This window comes from Streptomyces sp. PL-25 (genome assembly GCF_058344915.1).
Genome location: NZ_CP136997.1, coordinates 3,362,649 through 3,380,413, shown reverse-complemented (window position 1 = coordinate 3,380,413; position 17,765 = coordinate 3,362,649). Strand labels below are relative to the sequence as shown.

Genomic DNA, 17,765 nt, shown 5'->3' with positions numbered 1-17,765 from the left:
CCGGCCCGCCCTCGACCCCGCACGGATACGTCACCTGCACCACCCGAGGCCGCCCCGCGACCACCACCCGCACCCCGTCCGCAGGCCCACCCACGAGCACCGCGTCCTCCCGCACCGTCACATCGGCTGTCTCCATGCCCCACAGTTTAAAGATTGCGCAACTCACCGACAAAGCCCGATCCCGACGGCGTGAAGTCCGGTGCCGACCGCGCGAGCCTCTACGGGCGCGATGGTTCAGGGAGTTCCCGGGCGCTCGTACCCGACCCACAACCGGCCGCCGCCCTGCCCGAGCACCTCTTCGACGACGGCCGCGAGCGGCTCCACCCTCCCGCCGAGCACTTCCCGCAGCCCGTGGTGGAGACGTCTGCCGAGCCCTGGCACGGCCGCCTCCAGGCGGCGTGCCAGCCACTTGCCACCCCCGCCCCAAGACCCGGAGAGCGCCAGCGCCAGTTCACCGGTGCGACGGACCAGTTCGGTCGCGATGAAGAGACGCTCGCTCGGGTCGTTGCTTCCCACCAGGTCGTCGAGGAGGTCGGTGATCGCGTAGCGGCGATCGTCGATCTCTTCCGCCGGCACCGGAGGCGGTCCCGCGGCGACCAGCTTCCGGGCATGCTCCGCGAGGCGCGTCCCGACTCCATCGCCATCGAAGAGCAGCAGCCCGTCGGCACACATCCACAGCAGTGGCGACCGGCGTGTGGGCAGTTCCCGTTCGATGTAGGCGTGCCACGTCGCTTCGGTGTGCACGAACATCTCCACCGGCCAGTCGGCATACCGGAGGCTCACCCGGTACGGCGCCGGGGCCCCGTGCAGCAGCACCACGACGTCGAGATCCGACGTCACCGTGCGACGACCCGTCGCCCCACTGCCGCCCAGGAACGCGGCGCGCGCTTCGGGGTGCTGTTCCTCCACGACGGCGCGTGCGGCCTTGATCGCATCCATACGGCAACTATCACCACCGCGCCCGCCGGACGCACGCCCTTTCTCCGCCCGCCCGCGCCATCTCGCCCTCTGCGTCTCACTTCGGGCGGACGTGCTGCCGCCCTGGGCATCACGAGTCGTCGGTCACTCGTCCGGCGCTGGCCATGAACAACCCCTGAAACGCTCGCACGGCCGCTCAGCGGAGGAGGCAGCGGCGATGAACGTGATCTTCACAGCGACGCGGTGTGACTGCCCACGACGTTTGACCGGATTCCCTTGGCCCCTGTTCGGCCCTCAAACACGTCAAAGGGCCTGGCGCAACTTACACACCAAGCCCTCTGACCAGCGTCGGGGTGGCGGGATTTGAACCCACGACCTCTTCGTCCCGAATGAGGGTCGGGCGTGATCGACACCGGGTGGTTTGCTGTTTTGCCTGGTCAGGGCGTTGGGGTGCGGTGGTCTCGGGTGGTCTTGAAGAGGCTCGGGGAGCGGGTCGGCTCCCAGGTGGCTCCCAGCGGGGCATCAGCCAACGGCCGCCAAGTCCGTCTGGCCCGCCGTATCAGCTCACACGAATCCTTGGCGCCATGGCACTCGACCAGCGGGCTCAGATCACCATTGTGGGCGCCGCTCTGGCCGGCTCACAAAGCTGCCATGGCCGCTCGGCCGCGCCGATCGGCCACAGGGCATCCGGGCCGGCGGGATCCGCAAGACCACACCACTCGGTGGGACCTCGGTGTCGTCATGGGGCCTTGACCCCGAATCCTGGACACGGGTTATGCGGCTGGTGTCAGCGTAGTTGATGTTGTTTCGGACGCTGTCTCGTAAGCGATCGGGCTGCGTTGCCCGAGGCGGGAGTGACGGCGTCGGGTGTTGTAACGGTTGAGCCAGCGGAATGCGTCGAGGCGGGCCTCACGTTCGCTGGACCAGTGCTTGCGGCCCTGAAGCGTCTCGCGTTTGAACGTTGCGTTGAAGGACTCGGCGAGGGCGTTGTCCGCGGAGCTGCCGATTGCGCTCATGGACTGGCGGACGCCGGCTTGGCGGCAGGCGTCGGCGAAGACCCGGCTGGTGTACTGGGCCCCGTGGTCGGTGTGCATGACCGCTCCGGCGAGGCTGCCGCGGGTCCGTTCGGCGGCGGCCAGTGCGTCAGTGACGAGGTCAGCGCGCATGTGGTCCGCAATGGCCCAGCCGGCCAGGCGGCGTGAGGCGAGGTCGATGACGGTGGCCAGGTAGAGGAACTTCCCGCCGTCCAGCGGGAGATAGGTAATGTCGCCGACGTACTTCGTGTTCGGCTCGCTTGCCGTGAAGTCGCGGCCGACGAGGTCCGGGGCCTTCGCCGCGGCCGGGTCCGCAACAGTGGTGCGGTGCCTGCGGCGCAAGCGCACGCCCGCCAGACCGGCGCCCCGCATCACACGCGCGATCCGCTTGTGATTGACGTGCTCACCCGCTTCGCGGAGCTCGGCTGTGATCCTCGGAACGCCATAGGTGCCGTCCGACTCGCGGTGCACGACCCGTATCCGGGCGGCGAGGCGAGCGTCGGCCGCCTGCCGGGCGGCCCGGTCCGCGGCCGTCCGACGCCAGTAGTAGAAGCTGGAGCGGGCGATGCCGAGGATGGTGCACAGCCGCTTCACGCCGTAGCGGCGGTGGTGGTCGGCAACGAACTGGAAGCGGTTCACCAGCGCGTCTCCCCGGCGAAATACTTCGCCGCCTTGCGCAGGATCTCGCGTTCTTCCTCCAACTCGCGGACCTTCTTGCGCAGAGCGGCATTCTCCGCTTCCAACGGCGTCGGTGGCTCGGTCGACACCTCCGCCCGGCGTCCCCGAGGACGGCTCGCGCCGGCTGCCCGCACCCAGTTCCGCAGGGTCTCGGGGTTGATGCCCAGATCGGCGGCGACCTGCCGGATCGTCGCCTCGGGCCGCGACTGGTACAGCGCGACCGCGTCCGCCTTGAACTGCGGCGGATAGTTCTTCATGACCACGAGATGTCCATTCTCAGATCCTCAGGATCCAGTGTCTCGTGTGTCCAGGATCAAGGGGCAAAGCCCATCATCCTTCTGGGACCGAAGCCCCTGATCTTCGATGTCCGTCAAAGCGGATCAAGCCCAGACCGCATCTGTGCCTTACTGGTGATGCATGACACTGAGCCGGAGGACGTGGCCGAATCCGTTCGTGCGCCCCTGGTGCGTACTTGTTGCGCTCCCCGGCACTTTCCTAGCGTCCAACGGCTCACACCACACGGCATCGACAGAGGGGGCGCCGGTGAAAGAGGACGGAACCAAAACCGTCACCGAGATCTTGGGCGAACTGAGCACCACCTCCAACATTCAGGTCCGCTCGTCTCACGAACTCGCTGCCGAGGTCAACAAGGCGGCTTCAGACGAAGACAAGAAGCGTGCGGAGGACGGGCGGGGCCCGCTGCGCAGGCGCACCGACTACAGAGCCGTCCGGAAAGCGCCGCGATCACTGTCACTCACCCCTTGGCAAGTCCTGCACGCCATCGGCCTGGGCGCTGCCGCGGCCCGTCAGGGAGCCGGCCGAGGACTCGCCGAGCACTGGGGCAGCCTGCGCTACAGCCAGGCACTGGAGGCGAACAGGGGGCGATTCCTGCAGTTGTCGTCCGAGGGACGCGACCTCCTGCGCTTCTACAAGGCCACGCAGTCCGGAGAGATCGGCACCGGCTTCGCCTCGCTGCTGGCCGAGCACATAGTCAGGTCCCGGTACCCTGACCACTCGGTCTCCGTAATACCGGCGGACATCGCCCTTAAAGCTGGCTGGACACTGCGCAGCTCCGGCACCGGGCCTCGCCCGGAACCGTTGCAGCGACGCCCCCACTTCTTCGTCGAAGCCTGGCAACCCGGACAGCCGTCCAAGATCTTCCTGATGTCCTCGAAGGGGACGCACAGCAGCGTTCATCAGGTGTACAAGCAACTCAGCACCGCCAGTGCCCACGTGGAGTCAGTCCACATCGGCCCCTACGGCACCGTCCCCTACCTCCTCATAGGTACCGAGATCCCAGCCAAGGAAAGTCTCGCCCTGCATGTTCTGGAAGCGCCGGGCACAACTCTGCTCCGCCCGCCCGGCGGGAAACCGGGAATCGACCTCGACCTCGCACTCACGCAGGAAGAGTTCATGCCCGATGTCGTACTGCCCACCGACGGCGACAGGGCGACCATTCCCGGGTTCCAGATACAGCCCGAGTCCTTCGCATGGTTCAGCATCGTGCTGGCCCGGACGGAGGCAGCCGCACTCACCGCCTTCACCGGCGGTGGCAAACCCACCGCTCGGTACCTGACCAAGGAACAAGGGCGACGGCACTTCCAGCACGACACCCATGCCAGCACGGCCAGGCTGCGAGACGCGGAGCACCGCATCCACGACATCGACTTCGTCGGCACCGATCACATCTACCGCCTCAACGGCACCCGGGTAGAAGCCTTCTCCGGGCTAGAGAGAAGCCTCTACACGCATCTCCACCACGGACACGTCAACGAGTACCGCCGCCAGGTACACGACCTGCGAGGACAGTGGCCGCCGCGCAGCACATCGAAGTACTGGAACACGGTGTCGGTCCGAGCCGACGGGACAGTCCTGGCTATCCGCCTCCGGGACGAGTGACCCAGGAGCCGGTGAAAGCTCTAGATCCGCGTCCGCGGCCTGCCGGGCGGAGGTGCACACAGCCGCGCATGCGCTGGCGAAGAGAGTCGGTGCAGCTGAGCCGCCTCCTGATCGCGGTGACAACAGCCGAATCCGTCCGGCAGTGCCTTACGCAGAGCTTCCCGCAGCTGTATCCAGCAGGAGCAGCCCACAGCAAGCGGGAGTACCAGAGTCGCCATCCTGCCCGCCCTTCGCCGGGCAGGATGGCTGCATGACACCCACCGACCTGTCTCGCCTGCAATTGCCACGCGCGTGCCGTGAGGCTCTTGCCCAGCAGCGGTCAGAGCGAATCGACGATCACACCATTGCCATACCTGCCCACTGGTGGAACTCCGAGGTAGCCGCAGCTCACCTGCCTGGCGCTCCCGTCACTGGCCCAGGCACCACGCATCTCAGCCGGGGCGACCTCTTCGCGCATGCAGCCAGCCTCGATTTGGATTCGGAAGAGGAGCTGCTGCGATTCCTGTGGCGGATCCTTGCCTGGGGCAGCGGCATGAAGCTCCGCCACAACCGCAAGCGCATCCGAGCTGTGGCGGATGGCCTGCCATCGGCTACGGCGGCTCTTCGCCGGGCCCTACTGGCGGCCCGCGAAGATCCGGGGCAGGCTTACGAAGCTCTGCGCCCAGGAGGCCGCAACGCCATCGCACACCTGGGCCCGGCCTTCTCGACCAAGGTCCTGTATTTCGTCGGCGGCGGCGCCCTGGACCACCCGTGCTCGATCTTGGACTCCCGTGTCGCCGACACGCTCAGAACGGCCTGCCAGTGGGACTCGCTCGGCAATAGCGGATGGCCGACCAGTACCTACGCCCGGTACTGCGCGCTGCTGCAGCGCTGGTCCCAGGAGGAAAGTCAGCAGCTCGGGCGCCGCATTGGCGCCGATGAGATCGAGCGCTGGCTGTTCGCGCCGGACCCCGGGGATTCGGCCTCTTTGGGATCCCAGAGCAGAATCCGGCTCCCTTATCAACCCACCCGCCTGTCAGTGCCTGCCGCTACCGTCGATGGGGACAGTACCGCTCGACCGTGAGTGGTGAGCAAGACATGGCAAACCGAGTGGCCGAGGGCGGCGCAGACCGTTACAAGGTGGCGCGATCCTCTGAAACGCCTCGTAGGAAGCGGAGCCAGTGGCTAGCGTTTGATCTTATGACTGATGCCGCACCCGAACGGGTGGAGCTTCTGATGTCCCTGAACCGTCTGGAGTTACGTTTCGGCTCCGCCGCATCTCTTGTCGCATCGGACGCCCACGACGATCCAGCGACGCTGGAATGGGGCTGCCGTGCCGTCCTGCCCCTGTGGGAGCCGGAAGACGAGGAGGCCGTGGCCGACAACGCCCGCCTCCTCGGCCCGGGCATATCACTGGCCCAGACGCTCCAGGGCCAGCGCCAGGAGTTGACGATCCTCTCCATGTCCGGGCTCACGCTGGACCTGTGGCGCATCGGCCACATCTACGCGTCGCTGGACTCGCGCGACGCCGACTACGAACACTTCGCCCCGCTCTTCGACAAGTCCGGCGATCTCGGCCTCCACAGCGACCTGGAAGCGTGCCTGGTGAGCGGCACCCACGTCGTCATCATCGATCGGGCGCGGATCGCGCCGGCCTGGCGCGGCCTGGGCGGCGTCGGCCGGTTGTTGATCGGTCGCATGCTCCGGTGGGTGGCCGGCCAGGCGGCGCTCGTGGCGACGCATCCGTACCCCATCGACATCCCTGTCGACGAACGGGACGACAGAACACGGGAGACACGCGAGAAGACCGTCGTCCAACGGACCTGGCAATCCTTGGGATTCGAGCCTTTCCGCGAAGATCTGTGGGTGATGCGACCGCATATGAGTGCCCACGACGATGCCGTCGAGCGCTTGGAGACGGCCTTCGGCCGGTACCTCTGAGCCCCCCCACCCAATCAGCACACGAGAGGACGCACCGGTACCGCGATGCGCGAGTTCACCAACCACAAGGCGCAGCACACGCTCGGCGTTCTGCGCACCTTCCACCTGGAGACCTTGAACTTCTCCGGAACGCATCCTGAGGCGACGCTGGCTGACTTCGAGCGCCACTTGCGTCAGCGGGTCGACGCCATGGAGGCGGAACTGGAGGCAGGTGAGGAAGCAGCCCAGACGGCCGTCGTCACCAAGCCGCTGTCCGGCCCCCTCGCCGATCCCGAGCGCCAGCGAGCGTTCCGTCACCTACAAGACTCGAGGACACCGGCGGCAGGGCCCGAGAGGGAAGCCTGGTGGAAGGAGCGCAGGGCGGTGCTCGACGAGATTAGGGGGCAGGGGCTGGCCGAGGCCCTTGACTGGGAGTGCCGTGCCTGCGGCGCCGCGGTTGGGGTCGCTTGCCGTACGGGCGGCGGAAGACCCAGGAAGCAGCCGCACTTCCTCCGGTCCACCGACGCCGAAGCGCCCTACAACCACGCGTACGGGCTGCGCTGAAAGCCGGGTCTGAGGCCGGGACGATAGACGGCGTCTCGGCCTTCCGACTTCCCAGGTCGTAGGAACGAAAGCCCTGCGGCAAAGCGCTGGTCCACAGATCCTGACCCGCGCCCTTCGGCAATGGGACTGGCAGACCAGCTGGCAGCCGCTGGGGGAGCGACGCAAGTCCCTTCCCCCAGCGGCGCATCAGACGAGTCTCAGCACAGGGCGGCTGTCCGGCATCCCCAGCAGCTCGCGCACCCTCGCCGGCTTCCAAGCAAGTTCCGCGGCAAGCGCGCGGATCGTCAATCCCGTATCCTGTTCCGCCAGCTCAAATGCCTTGCGAAGCATCACCGGCTGTTCCCCGGGGTATCCGCGGACCGTTTCCGGGGCGAAGCCCGGCTGCCCGCTGAGACCCCGCAGCCGCTGGTACGCGCGGCTGATCGTCGCGTCTGAGACGAGCCCGAGTTCCCGGTACCGGTAGATGAGCGAACTCACCGACACGCCCCAGGTATGGGACAGGTCGGCCAGCTGTGCCAGGTCCACCCGCCGCGACAGCAGAGGAAGGATCGATTTCTGAGGGGTGAGGAACTCGGCGGCGAAAGCATCTGCCTCCCGCTCCAAACGGCTGTCACCAGTGGCACCTGCGTGGAGGACCAGGTGCCCAAGCTCGTGGGCCGCGCTGAAGCGATATCGGTAGACATCATCAGCGCGATTGGGTGTGAGCACGACGACAGGACGCAGTAGGCCGGAGCTGGAGAAGGCGTCAACCTTGGATGCCGCCTCGTCGGCCTCTACAGGTGCCACCACAATGAGGCCGTGTGACTCCATCCGGCGCGCCAGATGGCGCACCGGTCCGTCACCCAGTCTCCAGTGGCGCCGGAGCGCTCTCGCAGCACCCACGGGATCGTCAGGTAGGTCGATCCCGGGGTACACCTCGCCACCCGTGAAGCCCGGAAGGTTCACAGGTGGAAGCTGCACCCGCTTCTCGAGGGCATGAGTGAGCTCCCATACCTGTTCGACGAAGCCGAGGGCTCGCTCGCGCTGGGCCCCAGAGGTGGAACGCAAAGCCCGGAAGTGCGCCATGGAGGTATCGACCTTGCCCATCGGCCGGCCGGCGACGAAGAACTGAATCGGCACGTCCAACACTTCAGCGAGCCGAGGGATCAGTTCAGGGCGAGGGCGGCTGGTGCCGGCCTCGTACTGACCTACAGCAGCTGCCGACACACCAATGCTGTCCGCGACCTCACGCTTCGTGAGCCCGGCGAGACGTCGCGCCTGTGTCAGTCGGGGCGCGTGGAAGCCGTCCCAGACCGCTTTCGGCGACGTACCGCCCAGGCTCGTCCCTGGAAGTAGTGGTTGCTCAATCTTCATTGCCCTCAGCAGCGCTCACGAACGCGTCGTACTCGATCTCACTCTGCGGCGGAGTTCCCGTGGCACGGGCCGCCTCACTGCGCGTGGAAAGCGCCACCTCGGGAAGATCACCAGAGGCGAAGTTATCCCCTGTACGCTGATCCGGCACGGCGTAGAGACGGCTTTCGGTGCCGGTCGTGAGGAGAGACTTCTCGGTCACCCACTGAAGGTTTCCGGCCTCGTCCAGGAGATTAGCCTGTCCCCACCAGGCTCGTTGCAGGCCACTCATGTTCATCTCGTACGGGATGAGGACCAGGCCGGGGCGCGGGTCCCGTTCAGCCAGATCAGCCAGGGATCGTCGGAGAACCAGCTCCTCGCCCTCCACCTTCAACAACGGATCGGCGACCCAGCGTGGGGTCGGCGCGTCAGTGAGCGCGAACAGCTCCCGCATCACGCGCGACAGCTTCTTCGGCCACTTGTCACCCGGCTCGAAGCCGTCGACCGACTCCACGCGGTAGGGACAGAGGAGGGTGTTGTGCACCAGCACGAGTTCGTAGAAGGTGCCCGGCTTGATCAGCTCAGTGCCCGGGATGCCGAGGTCAAGCACATGCTCGGCGATCCGGTCGTACTGATTGGTCATGCGAGCCGCTCCCGCGGCGAACTTGTGCTTGGACCGACCGGCCACGTGTGACTCGAGCATCGCCGACTCGGTGTCGAGAAGCCCCATCTGGATCGCCAGTCGCAGACCGGCGACATCTTCCCCAAAGCGAGCACTGGCCCAGGCCGGCATCGGCCCGTCGACGTTCGCGTCCACGCATCACTCCGATCCACGACAGCTTGCGTTGCTCCGAGGATGCTACCGCACGAACTTTAGTTGATCTAGATTTTCTTGCACCTCTGCTACTTCTCGCCGATCTCCCGGTGGCAAGTTGCCGCACCGATCGCCTGCGATCGCGCGAGTCGTGCCTCCCCCGCCGTGTGGCGCGGGAAGGAGCTGGCGCACCAATCGCGCCGAGCTCGTAGCCGAGGGTGGCCGCGGTAGCGGGCCTGCCGCCCAACCTCATGTCGTCTTCTCGGCGGAGAGCCGCCATCAACGGGTGCACCTGCAACTCCTGGTTCGGAGGAAGCGACACCGAGCCCAAGCAGGACAGTAAGGGGCGACTCAGGATGCGGCGCGTGAGGGAACGACTCTGCGTGGAGAACCTGGGGGAGGCCGCTGCCGAAAACGTCGCCCTGGAGATGAGGCCCGTCGGCGAGGGCAACAATCCGGACGCATTCGATCCCTGACCACCAGCGGCATCCCACCCAAGTCCTTCGTGGACTTTCCCCTTGCTCTCGACCTCGAGACCGCTCGCCAGGGGACGATCGTGCACCGGTAAACCGAATCCGGCAGGCCGTGCGCGGAGGAACAGACGGGCTTTGCCCCTTGATCCTGGACACACGAGACACTGGATCCTGAGGATCTGAGAATGGACATCTCGTGGTCATGAAGAACTATCCGCCGCAGTTCAAGGCGGACGCGGTCGCGCTGTACCAGTCGCGGCCCGAGGCGACGATCCGGCAGGTCGCCGCCGATCTGGGCATCAACCCCGAGACCCTGCGGAACTGGGTGCGGGCAGCCGGCGCGAGCCGTCCTCGGGGACGCCGGGCGGAGGTGTCGACCGAGCCACCGACGCCGTTGGAAGCGGAGAATGCCGCTCTGCGCAAGAAGGTCCGCGAGTTGGAGGAAGAACGCGAGATCCTGCGCAAGGCGGCGAAGTATTTCGCCGGGGAGACGCGCTGGTGAACCGCTTCCAGTTCGTTGCCGACCACCACCGCCGCTACGGCGTGAAGCGGCTGTGCACCATCCTCGGCATCGCCCGCTCCAGCTTCTACTACTGGCGTCGGACGGCCGCGGACCGGGCCGCCCGGCAGGCGGCCGACGCTCGCCTCGCCGCCCGGATACGGGTCGTGCACCGCGAGTCGGACGGCACCTATGGCGTTCCGAGGATCACAGCCGAGCTCCGCGAAGCGGGTGAGCACGTCAATCACAAGCGGATCGCGCGTGTGATGCGGGGCGCCGGTCTGGCGGGCGTGCGCTTGCGCCGCAGGCACCGCACCACTGTTGCGGACCCGGCCGCGGCGAAGGCCCCGGACCTCGTCGGCCGCGACTTCACGGCAAGCGAGCCGAACACGAAGTACGTCGGCGACATTACCTATCTCCCGCTGGACGGCGGGAAGTTCCTCTACCTGGCCACCGTCATCGACCTCGCCTCACGCCGCCTGGCCGGCTGGGCCATTGCGGACCACATGCGCGCTGACCTCGTCACTGACGCACTGGCCGCCGCCGAACGGACCCGCGGCAGCCTCGCCGGAGCGGTCATGCACACCGACCACGGGGCCCAGTACACCAGCCGGGTCTTCGCCGACGCCTGCCGCCAAGCCGGCGTCCGCCAGTCCATGAGCGCAATCGGCAGCTCCGCGGACAACGCCCTCGCCGAGTCCTTCAACGCAACGTTCAAACGCGAGACGCTTCAGGGCCGCAAGCACTGGTCCAGCGAACGTGAGGCCCGCCTCGACGCATTCCGCTGGCTCAACCGTTACAACACCCGACGCCGTCACTCCCGCCTCGGGCAACGCAGCCCGATCGCTTACGAGACAGCGTCCGAAACAACATCAACTACGCTGACACCAGCCGCATAACCCGTGTCCAGGATTCGGGGTCAAGGCCCGATGTCCATCATGGAGAGCATGGGGAAGAAGAAGCCGCGTCCTCGCCGCTCGTTCACGCCGGAGTTCAAGGCCGAGATCGTCGAGCTGTGCCAACGCGGTGACCGCTCGGTAGGTCAGGTTGCCAAGGACTTCGACCTGACCGAGACCGCGGTACGCGACTGGGTCAAGCAGGCCGAGGTCGATGACGGCAAGCGCGACGGCCTGACCAGCAGCGAACGCGAGGAACTGGCCCAACTGCGGCGGGAGAACCGCCGCCTGCGGGAGGACGTGGAGATCCTCAAGCGGGCCACGGCTTTCTTCGCGAAGGAGACCCGGTGAACGTGCACCCGTTCATCGAGGCGGAGAAGCAGGCGGGCCACAGCGTCAAACGCGCATGTGAGCTGCTGAAGGTCTCCCGTGCCGCCTTCTACACCCGCCGCACCGGCGCCGTCAGCCCCCGGGTCGTGCAGGATGCGGAGCTGACCGATCAGATCACCGCCATCCACGTCCATTCCCGGGGCACCTACGGGGCCCCGCGCATCCACGCCGTCCTCAAGCGCGAGGGCACCGCCTGCGGCCGCAGACGCATCGCCCGGCTGATGCGGGCCGCCGGGCTCGTCGGCCGGCACCGCAGACGCCGACACCGCACCACCCTGCCCGACCCGCACGCGGCCACCCGCCCGGACCTGGTCCTGCGCGACTTCCGCCCCGACCCGACCGCGGTCGACACCCGCTGGTTGCGGCGACATTACCTACATCGCCACCGACGAGGGCTGGCTCTACCTGGCCACCGTCATCGACATCGCCTCCCGACGGGTGATCGGCTGGGCCACCGCCGACCACCTGCGCACCGAACTGGTCGCCGACGCACTGCGAGCCGCCTGCCGCCAGCGCCGCCCGGCAGGTTCCGTGATCTTCCATTCCGACCGCGGCTGCCAGTACACCAGCCGTGAACTCGCCCTTCTGGCAGAGAAGTTGGGTGTCCGGCTATCCGTTGGCCGCACCGCCAGTGCTGGGACAACGCGCTGGCCGAGTCGCTCTTCGCCACCCTGAAGAACGAGCTGATCGGCACCCAGCCCTGGCCGAGTAGGTCCGCCGCCCACACCGCGATCTTTGAGTGGATCGAAAGCTGGTACAACTTGCACCGACTCCACAGCAGCCTCGACTACCGCAGCCCCGCCGACTACGAGGCCGCACTCGCAGCCTGACCACCACACCGATGGTGTCCGTCAAAGCGGAACAAGCTCAACCATCCAAGGTAGAAGCGGCCGTCCTTCGAATTGACGTGCACGTCCGCGCGGTCGTCCACGACCAAGTGGAAGTCGTCAGCGGAGAACTGATCCATCACGAGCGTGGCCTGGCCCGGGCCGAGCAGCCACTCACGCAGCCGCAGAGCCTCGACGGTGGTGGAGAATCCGGGACCCGGGGACGCCGCAGCCACAGGCAATCACCTCTCTGACCTGGTGTTTTACGAGAAGGTCGTCCAGGTTCACCTGCCACTGCGGCGTCGGCCAGTCATTCGTGGATCTTCGTTGTCTGCCGCCGGCGAACTGAGACGCAAGAGCGGAGACGTCACGGTCCAGCCGCAGAAAACGGCGCGCGCCCGGTGGGGCACTGCTGATAGTTGCCCCATGGAGTCGGTCGAGGCCGCACGCACCGTAACGGAGGCAACGTGGCACGCCCATGTCGGACATTCCGCCGACCAGTCGGCGTACGAGGTACTGGGCGGGAGAGTGGAGTCCCTCGTGGCCGTCGTAGACGAGGTGCGCGGGCAAGCCGACAGTCGGCGTTCTTCCATGTGCAGATCACGTGTCGGAGAGCAATGCCCAAGTCTCCTCGGCGCACCCCCACGACAGCGTGACGCCGGCGCCTCCATGCCCGTAGTTGTGCACCACCGCAGTGCCGTCCTCCCACGCCTCTTCCTCCACACGGACCGTGGCGCGGGTCGGTCGAGCGCCGACTCGGTCGCCGTGAGGGTACAAGCACAGGAGGTCCGGGGAGAGGCCGGTGTCCTCGGAGAAGAAGTCGGTCAGCCCGGGGTTGGTGACGACGACGTGCTGGCCGCGGATGGGCCGGAGGTCAGGGTCCGGAGCCACGTTGCGCGCGCCGAGGCCAGCGCAGTTGACGATCGCCGAAGCCGGGTCGGCGCCTGAGAGCAACGTCAGCCGTCGCTGCTCGACAGCACCGCCGGCATCGCGGAGCCGGCGCAGGAGGTAGTCGAGGTAGGTGGGCATGTCGATCAGTGGCACTGAGAACCGGTAACCCGTCGTGAACCCGGCTGGCAGTTCGGCCCGTTCGCACGGTCGGAAACCTGGCAAAGTGGTGGCCCAGTCCGGCGCGGCTTCGGTCGTGCGGGATGCCTCGATGCCACTGGTGAGCCGGACGCCCGTCGCCGGATCCTGGGCCAGCTCCCGGAAGATCTCCAAGGACCGTTGTCCCCACTGGTCGACCTTGTCCTTCGGCTCGACCAGGTAAGGCCCCCACATCGCCCCGGCAGCCAGCGACGTGGTCCCCGGCACCTGCTCGGCGATCACGTGCAGCGCAGCCCCGGCCTCGGCGAGAACCACGGCTGTGGTGAGCCCAGCCGCCCCAGCCCCGACAACGACAACGCGCTCCCCTGCTGTCATGAGCCGACCGTAACGGCCTGCGCGTGACGGCGGTGCGTGGGCGAGGTTGTCCTCCAACACATGCGCCGCGGGATTGACCACGGGGCATCGTGAGGACCTTCCAAGCGGGAGGTAGTACCCCGCAGGCCCGCCCTGGTCACGGGGCTCATACCGCGGGGGACGGTAGGCACTTCCGTGACCAGGGCGGGGACTTAACCGCGGCGGAGGAATCCTCGTCGGCCCCGATGTCTGCCGGCCCGCCGTGCTGAGGCCGACGCGGGGGAGGTCGCATCGCTCGGCCGAGCACGACGAGTTGGTTCGTCCCGGCTGAGGAGAGACTGCCAGACCCGCTCCTGGAGTGCCGGGATGCAGGGCCCGCAGGCGTACATGGGCGCCTGGGCTCCGGCGACGCTCGCGGGACCGATCCACAGGACGCGAGTCCACCGCTGCCCGCAGTAGAGCCAGCACGATCCGTCGACCCACTCGTTGCCGTCATCGGTGGCTGCCGGTGCGGGCAGTCCGCCGCGTGTGAACTCGGCGATCCCCGGGATCACCCTGTGCAGTAATGCGGCTTCCGTGAGCATGGCGTGTCCGCCCCCTTGATCAGTGGCTGCGGACAGCGGAGGAAGCGTCCTCCCGCTTCTCGGCGTCGGAGAACAGGAGGGTGGGCTCGGCGAGGATGTTGCGGCCGACCTCGCTCTTGTAGATCTCGTCGACGCTGCCGAAGCGGGCTTCGGAGTAGTCGAGGTTCAGCAGCGCGGCGGCCTGCCGGACCGATGCCTCGTCGGGCCCTTCGATCTCCAGGAAGGTGGGGAGGTCGGGCCAGGTGTCGAAGTCGAAGGCGACCTCGCCCAGGCGCCACTCCCCGCGGTAGTTCTCCTGGTAGCGCACCTCGGTGAGGCCGACCCGCCGCAGGATGTCGGCCATGGCGTGCAGGTCGGACACCTCCGTCTCGATCTCCTTGGTGCCGTCGATCGTCGTGGCGTCGGTGACCTGCTTGAGCGTGAGGGTCGACCGGGTGCCTTCGTCCCGAAGGCGGATCCAGGCCCCTCCGTCGAGGGAGTCGTTCTCGAAGATCTTGCGGGTGAGGAGGGTGCGAGGGAACGCCTGGACGGCTCCGAGGGCGGTCAGCTTGGCCTGGAGGTCGGTGGCGTCGACGGCCAGGAACTTCGCCTCGTACTCGTGCTTCATGTGTCCTTCTCTCAGAAGTGGTCGGTGAAGGGGGACGTTCGGGCTGCCACGAGCAGGCCCATGCGGTGGGTGTGGTCGTTCGGCTGACCGACGTGGGCCCGTTCCGTGAACACGTTCGTACGCAGGGTGAGCAGGATTTCCCAGTCACCGATGAAGTGAGGGAGCAAGCGCTCGGGAGAGGTGTAGTGCTCGGTCATGTGGTGGCGTCTTTCGACGGGCATCATGAACTCCGCACCGAACACACCGCCCGGGCGGACCAGGCGTTGCATGCGGTCGACGAACTCGGCGAGCGGGCGGTGGTGGTTGGCACTGTAATGCCACGAGCAGCTCGTCCAGACTGCCTCGCACTGCACACCAAGGGGCTCGCCCTCAAGGAAGTCGTCCTCAACCACGTCGACACGGGAATGGAGTTCTTCGAGCTTCAGCCGATCGATCAGGCCCATCGCGTGGGCCTCGCTGTCACCCGGAAGGCGTACATCGCCTCCGTGCAGGGCAAGCGCGTCGCGTTCGATGGCGACCACGTGGTAGCCGGCGGCGGCCAACGGCAGGACGAACTTGCCGTCGCTGGCGCCGACGACCGCGACGGTGGCGTCAGGGGCGACACGCTCGCGCAGTGTGCCGAGGAACTGGGGGAAGAAAGTGAGGGTGTGCTCCCACAGGCTCTGGGTCTGCATGGGAGTTCGCTCCTTGACTGTCGGTTTCTGTGATCACACTGAGGACCTCTTCGGGGCTGCGCCCCGTGGTGTCGACGCGACGCATCGGGAACGAGGCGTAGGCGTCGATCACCTGGCCCGGGACGGTTTCGATCAGTGCGTCCCACTGCGTCGCTGGCTTGTCCCGAGCGGCCAGACGACGGCGGCGTTCGTCGTCGCCGCAGACGAGGTAGTACGTGACGGGTGTCGGGAGCCGGCGTGGCAGCGTGACGCCGAGCCGAGCCCCCATGGCCTGGTGGCTGGCGAGGCACCGGGCGAAGTAGCTCTCGACGACTACGGGGACGCCGGCGTCGAGGTGGCTCTCGATTTCCTCGGTCGCGGTGAACAGCGCGGAGAGGTAGAGGCACATCCGCGCGTCGACGTTGGTGCGCTGGTCCACGGCCGCTCTGAGGGGCTGGTACAGGGCGGGCACGGTGGGGACGAGGACGGCTTGTCGGGCGGCGGCGAGCATCGGGGCGATGGTCGACTTGCCGGTGCCCCGTAAGCCTTCCAGGCTCTCGAATCGCGGGTGGTCAGGCACGGGCGTACACCACGTCCGGCACCGCGAGCGTGAGCTCGTCGCTGGCCGAGGGCTGGTGGACGATGCGGCCAGCGCTCTTCTCGTACCAGAAGGCGTGAGAGTCCTTGCCCACGGCCTTGCAGGACATGGTCAGGGCACCACGCGGGTCGGCCTCGATGCGGTCGATCTCGCGGGGCCCGCCGGTCGGGGCGCAGAGCTGTGGGGCGCCGTGCTCGGAGAGGTCCTCGTCGACGATCACCTCCAGGGGCAGGTCGGCCGCCGCGAGCTCTTCGCGGAGCCGGCCGTAGGCGGCAGGCCCGGTGACCAGTAGCTCGGGGTGGTCGGCTGCATTGCCTACGGGCCGCAGGTGGTGGAGCTTGAGTTGCTGGACCCCGAGCCCGGCCAGGATGCCGGCGAGGGGGAGTACCTCACCGATGTTCCGTGAAGTCACGGTCATGGTCGCACCGGTCGGCACTCCGAGGTCCCGTGCCAGGCTCAGTGCGTCGAGGGCGCTCTGGTAGCTGCCGTGCCTGCGGATGCCGTCGTTGGTCGATCCGACGCCCTCCAGGGACACCCTGAGGAGGTCCAGGTGCGGCGCGATCTCCGTCAGGCGTCGCTCGATCCGGTACCCGTTGGTACAGATCTCGACACGCTGGCCCAGTTCTTCCTTGGCGTGGCGGACGACCTGCGGGAGATCCCGGTGGACGAAGGGCTCCCCACCGAGCAGGGTGACCTCCTCCGTGCCGTACTCGTCGCGCATCAGGGTGAGGAGGCTGGCGGCTTCGTCGGCGGTGAAGGCGTCCGCGTACTGAAGCCGCTTCCCGTGGAAGCAGTGCAGGCACGTGAAGTTGCAGCGGTAGAGCAGCTGCAGGTACAGCATCCGGATCTTCCTGATCCCGGTGACTTCCCTGATCACTTGGGCTCCTTCGGCTGGCTGCCTTTCGGGAACCCGATCGTGGCTGTCTGCCCGGGGACCTCGTCACCGCGTTCAGGGACGGCCCGAGGACGTCCTGGGACGTTTTCCGTCACCTGCGAACGACTCAAGGACGCTTAGAAGGCGCTGGGCGTCTGCCAGGTCCGGCAGGACCTCGGGGGCGCCGGCCGCTGCGAGCTCCGCGCGATCGTGCACACCGGAGGCGACGGCGACGATCCCGCACCCCGTGGTCAGGGCAGCCTCCACATCGCGAGGGGTGTCCCCGACCAGGACGACGGGCGCGTCGACCCGGGCGCCACGCAGCCGCTGCACTCGCTCGCGGGCGACCGCGACCAGGTCGGGACGGAGATCGGCGTCCGCTCCGTAGGCGCCCACCGGCAGGTCCAGCAAGGAGTCGAGGTCGAACGCGGAGAGCTTCACACGGGCGTTGGCTGCGATGTTGCCGGTCAGGACAGAGGAGACCCAGCCGCTCCGTGCCGAGGCGGCCTTCAATGCTTCATGGGCTCCTGGCAGGGCCCAGCCGCGCGAACGCAGAGCGTCCCGGCGTTCGCTCCCTGCCCGTTCGAGGGCGGCCTCGATGCCGGCCCAGTCGGGCACGGGCAGCCCATCCCGAACGAACATGTCGCGCATGATCAGTCGGTCCGTACGCCCCTCGGTGCGTGCCGGCTCCGACGGCTCAAACCCCGCAAGCTCCGAGAAGGCGGCGGCGTAGATCTCCTTGCTCACCCCCGCGTTCTCGATGAGGGTGTGGTCGATGTCCCACAGGACGATGAGCTCCATGACGCCAGCGTAAGCAGCAGCCGGTGG

18 protein-coding genes and 2 pseudogenes are annotated in these 17,765 nt (G+C 67.5%); 9 read left to right on the top strand and 11 right to left on the bottom strand.

Going from position 1 to position 17,765, the window contains the following annotated elements:
• Window positions 1-234: 234 nt before the first annotated feature.
• Window positions 235-939 carry a nucleotidyltransferase domain-containing protein gene (locus R4Z62_RS15070; RefSeq protein ID WP_491520037.1) on the bottom strand — a complete coding sequence of 235 codons (705 nt, stop codon included), beginning with the start codon at window positions 937-939 and terminating at the stop codon, window positions 235-237.
• A 752-nt stretch (window positions 940-1,691) separates the two neighbouring features.
• Window positions 1,692-2,893 (bottom strand): IS3 family transposase gene (locus R4Z62_RS15065; protein WP_491520030.1). Its coding sequence is split into 2 segments (ribosomal slippage): window positions 1,692-2,608 and window positions 2,608-2,893, totalling 1,203 coding nucleotides; the frame shifts between segments, so codons are not numbered across the junction.
• Between the two features lie 280 nt (window positions 2,894-3,173).
• Here R4Z62_RS15065 and R4Z62_RS15060 point away from each other — a divergent pair.
• From R4Z62_RS15060 to R4Z62_RS15045, 4 genes are all read left to right on the top strand, one after another.
• Window positions 3,174-4,529 (top strand): hypothetical protein, encoded by a 1,356-nt coding sequence (locus tag R4Z62_RS15060; RefSeq protein WP_491520036.1) that lies wholly within the window; start codon window positions 3,174-3,176, stop codon window positions 4,527-4,529.
• A 250-nt stretch (window positions 4,530-4,779) separates the two neighbouring features.
• Window positions 4,780-5,592 (top strand): 8-oxoguanine DNA glycosylase OGG fold protein, encoded by an 813-nt coding sequence (locus tag R4Z62_RS15055; protein ID WP_491520035.1) that lies wholly within the window; start codon window positions 4,780-4,782, stop codon window positions 5,590-5,592.
• A 116-nt stretch (window positions 5,593-5,708) separates the two neighbouring features.
• Window positions 5,709-6,449, top strand: a complete 741-nt coding sequence (locus R4Z62_RS15050; protein ID WP_491520034.1) for a hypothetical protein — start codon at window positions 5,709-5,711, stop codon at window positions 6,447-6,449.
• Window positions 6,450-6,494: 45 nt separating this feature from the next.
• Window positions 6,495-6,992 carry a zinc finger domain-containing protein gene (locus R4Z62_RS15045; protein WP_491520033.1) on the top strand — a complete coding sequence of 166 codons (498 nt, stop codon included), beginning with the start codon at window positions 6,495-6,497 and terminating at the stop codon, window positions 6,990-6,992.
• A 186-nt stretch (window positions 6,993-7,178) separates the two neighbouring features.
• On the opposite strand, the gene R4Z62_RS15040 is transcribed toward R4Z62_RS15045, so the two are convergent.
• Both R4Z62_RS15040 and R4Z62_RS15035 read right to left on the bottom strand, forming a co-directional pair.
• Window positions 7,179-8,345 carry a helix-turn-helix domain-containing protein gene (locus R4Z62_RS15040; protein WP_491520032.1) on the bottom strand — a complete coding sequence of 389 codons (1,167 nt, stop codon included), beginning with the start codon at window positions 8,343-8,345 and terminating at the stop codon, window positions 7,179-7,181.
• Complete coding sequence (locus tag R4Z62_RS15035) at window positions 8,335-9,138, bottom strand: hypothetical protein (RefSeq protein ID WP_491520031.1); 804 nt, start codon at window positions 9,136-9,138, stop codon at window positions 8,335-8,337. Before R4Z62_RS15035 ends, R4Z62_RS15040 begins: the two co-directional genes overlap by 11 nt.
• A gap of 666 nt (window positions 9,139-9,804) precedes the next feature.
• Here R4Z62_RS15035 and R4Z62_RS15030 point away from each other — a divergent pair.
• The 5 genes and pseudogenes from R4Z62_RS15030 (at window position 9,805) to R4Z62_RS15010 (ending at window position 12,223) form a co-directional block, all read left to right on the top strand.
• A protein-coding gene (locus R4Z62_RS15030; RefSeq protein ID WP_491520030.1) for an IS3 family transposase occupies window positions 9,805-11,006 on the top strand; the annotation gives its coding sequence in 2 pieces (ribosomal slippage) (window positions 9,805-10,090 and window positions 10,090-11,006; 1,203 coding nt in all).
• 48 nt (window positions 11,007-11,054) lie between these two features.
• Window positions 11,055-11,354, top strand: coding sequence for a transposase (locus tag R4Z62_RS15025; RefSeq protein WP_491520029.1), 300 nt, complete (start codon window positions 11,055-11,057; stop codon window positions 11,352-11,354).
• A pseudogene (locus tag R4Z62_RS15020) lies at window positions 11,351-11,644 on the top strand (IS3 family transposase); the annotation flags it as partial. The gene R4Z62_RS15025 and the pseudogene R4Z62_RS15020, both read left to right, overlap by 4 nt.
• A 118-nt stretch (window positions 11,645-11,762) precedes the next feature.
• A complete protein-coding gene (locus tag R4Z62_RS15015; RefSeq protein WP_491521882.1) occupies window positions 11,763-12,068 on the top strand; it encodes a transposase in 306 nt (101 codons plus the stop codon).
• Window positions 12,005-12,223, top strand: a complete 219-nt coding sequence (locus tag R4Z62_RS15010) for an integrase core domain-containing protein (protein ID WP_491521881.1) — start codon at window positions 12,005-12,007, stop codon at window positions 12,221-12,223. Before R4Z62_RS15015 ends, R4Z62_RS15010 begins: the two co-directional genes overlap by 64 nt.
• A gap of 26 nt (window positions 12,224-12,249) precedes the next feature.
• On the opposite strand, the pseudogene R4Z62_RS15005 reads toward R4Z62_RS15010, so the two are convergent.
• From R4Z62_RS15005 to R4Z62_RS14975, 7 genes and pseudogenes are all read right to left on the bottom strand, one after another.
• Window positions 12,250-12,456 (bottom strand): annotated as a pseudogene (locus R4Z62_RS15005) (DUF317 domain-containing protein); the annotation flags it as partial.
• A 364-nt stretch (window positions 12,457-12,820) separates the two neighbouring features.
• On the bottom strand, window positions 12,821-13,642 hold the full coding sequence (locus R4Z62_RS15000; protein ID WP_491520028.1) for an FAD-dependent oxidoreductase: 822 nt from the start codon (window positions 13,640-13,642) through the stop codon (window positions 12,821-12,823).
• 582 nt (window positions 13,643-14,224) lie between these two features.
• Entirely contained in the window at window positions 14,225-14,812 is a 588-nt protein-coding gene (locus R4Z62_RS14995) for a class IV adenylate cyclase (protein WP_491520027.1), read from the bottom strand.
• A gap of 11 nt (window positions 14,813-14,823) precedes the next feature.
• Window positions 14,824-15,486 carry a class I SAM-dependent methyltransferase gene (locus tag R4Z62_RS14990; RefSeq protein WP_491520026.1) on the bottom strand — a complete coding sequence of 221 codons (663 nt, stop codon included), beginning with the start codon at window positions 15,484-15,486 and terminating at the stop codon, window positions 14,824-14,826.
• Window positions 15,404-15,976, bottom strand: coding sequence for a hypothetical protein (locus R4Z62_RS14985; protein ID WP_491520025.1), 573 nt, complete (start codon window positions 15,974-15,976; stop codon window positions 15,404-15,406). The genes R4Z62_RS14990 and R4Z62_RS14985 overlap by 83 nt, the downstream gene beginning before the upstream one ends.
• A gap of 61 nt (window positions 15,977-16,037) precedes the next feature.
• Complete coding sequence (locus R4Z62_RS14980; RefSeq protein WP_389596577.1) at window positions 16,038-16,940, bottom strand: radical SAM protein; 903 nt, start codon at window positions 16,938-16,940, stop codon at window positions 16,038-16,040.
• Between the two features lie 72 nt (window positions 16,941-17,012).
• On the bottom strand, window positions 17,013-17,738 hold the full coding sequence (locus tag R4Z62_RS14975; RefSeq protein WP_389596579.1) for an HAD family hydrolase: 726 nt from the start codon (window positions 17,736-17,738) through the stop codon (window positions 17,013-17,015).
• Window positions 17,739-17,765: the final 27 nt, after the last annotated feature.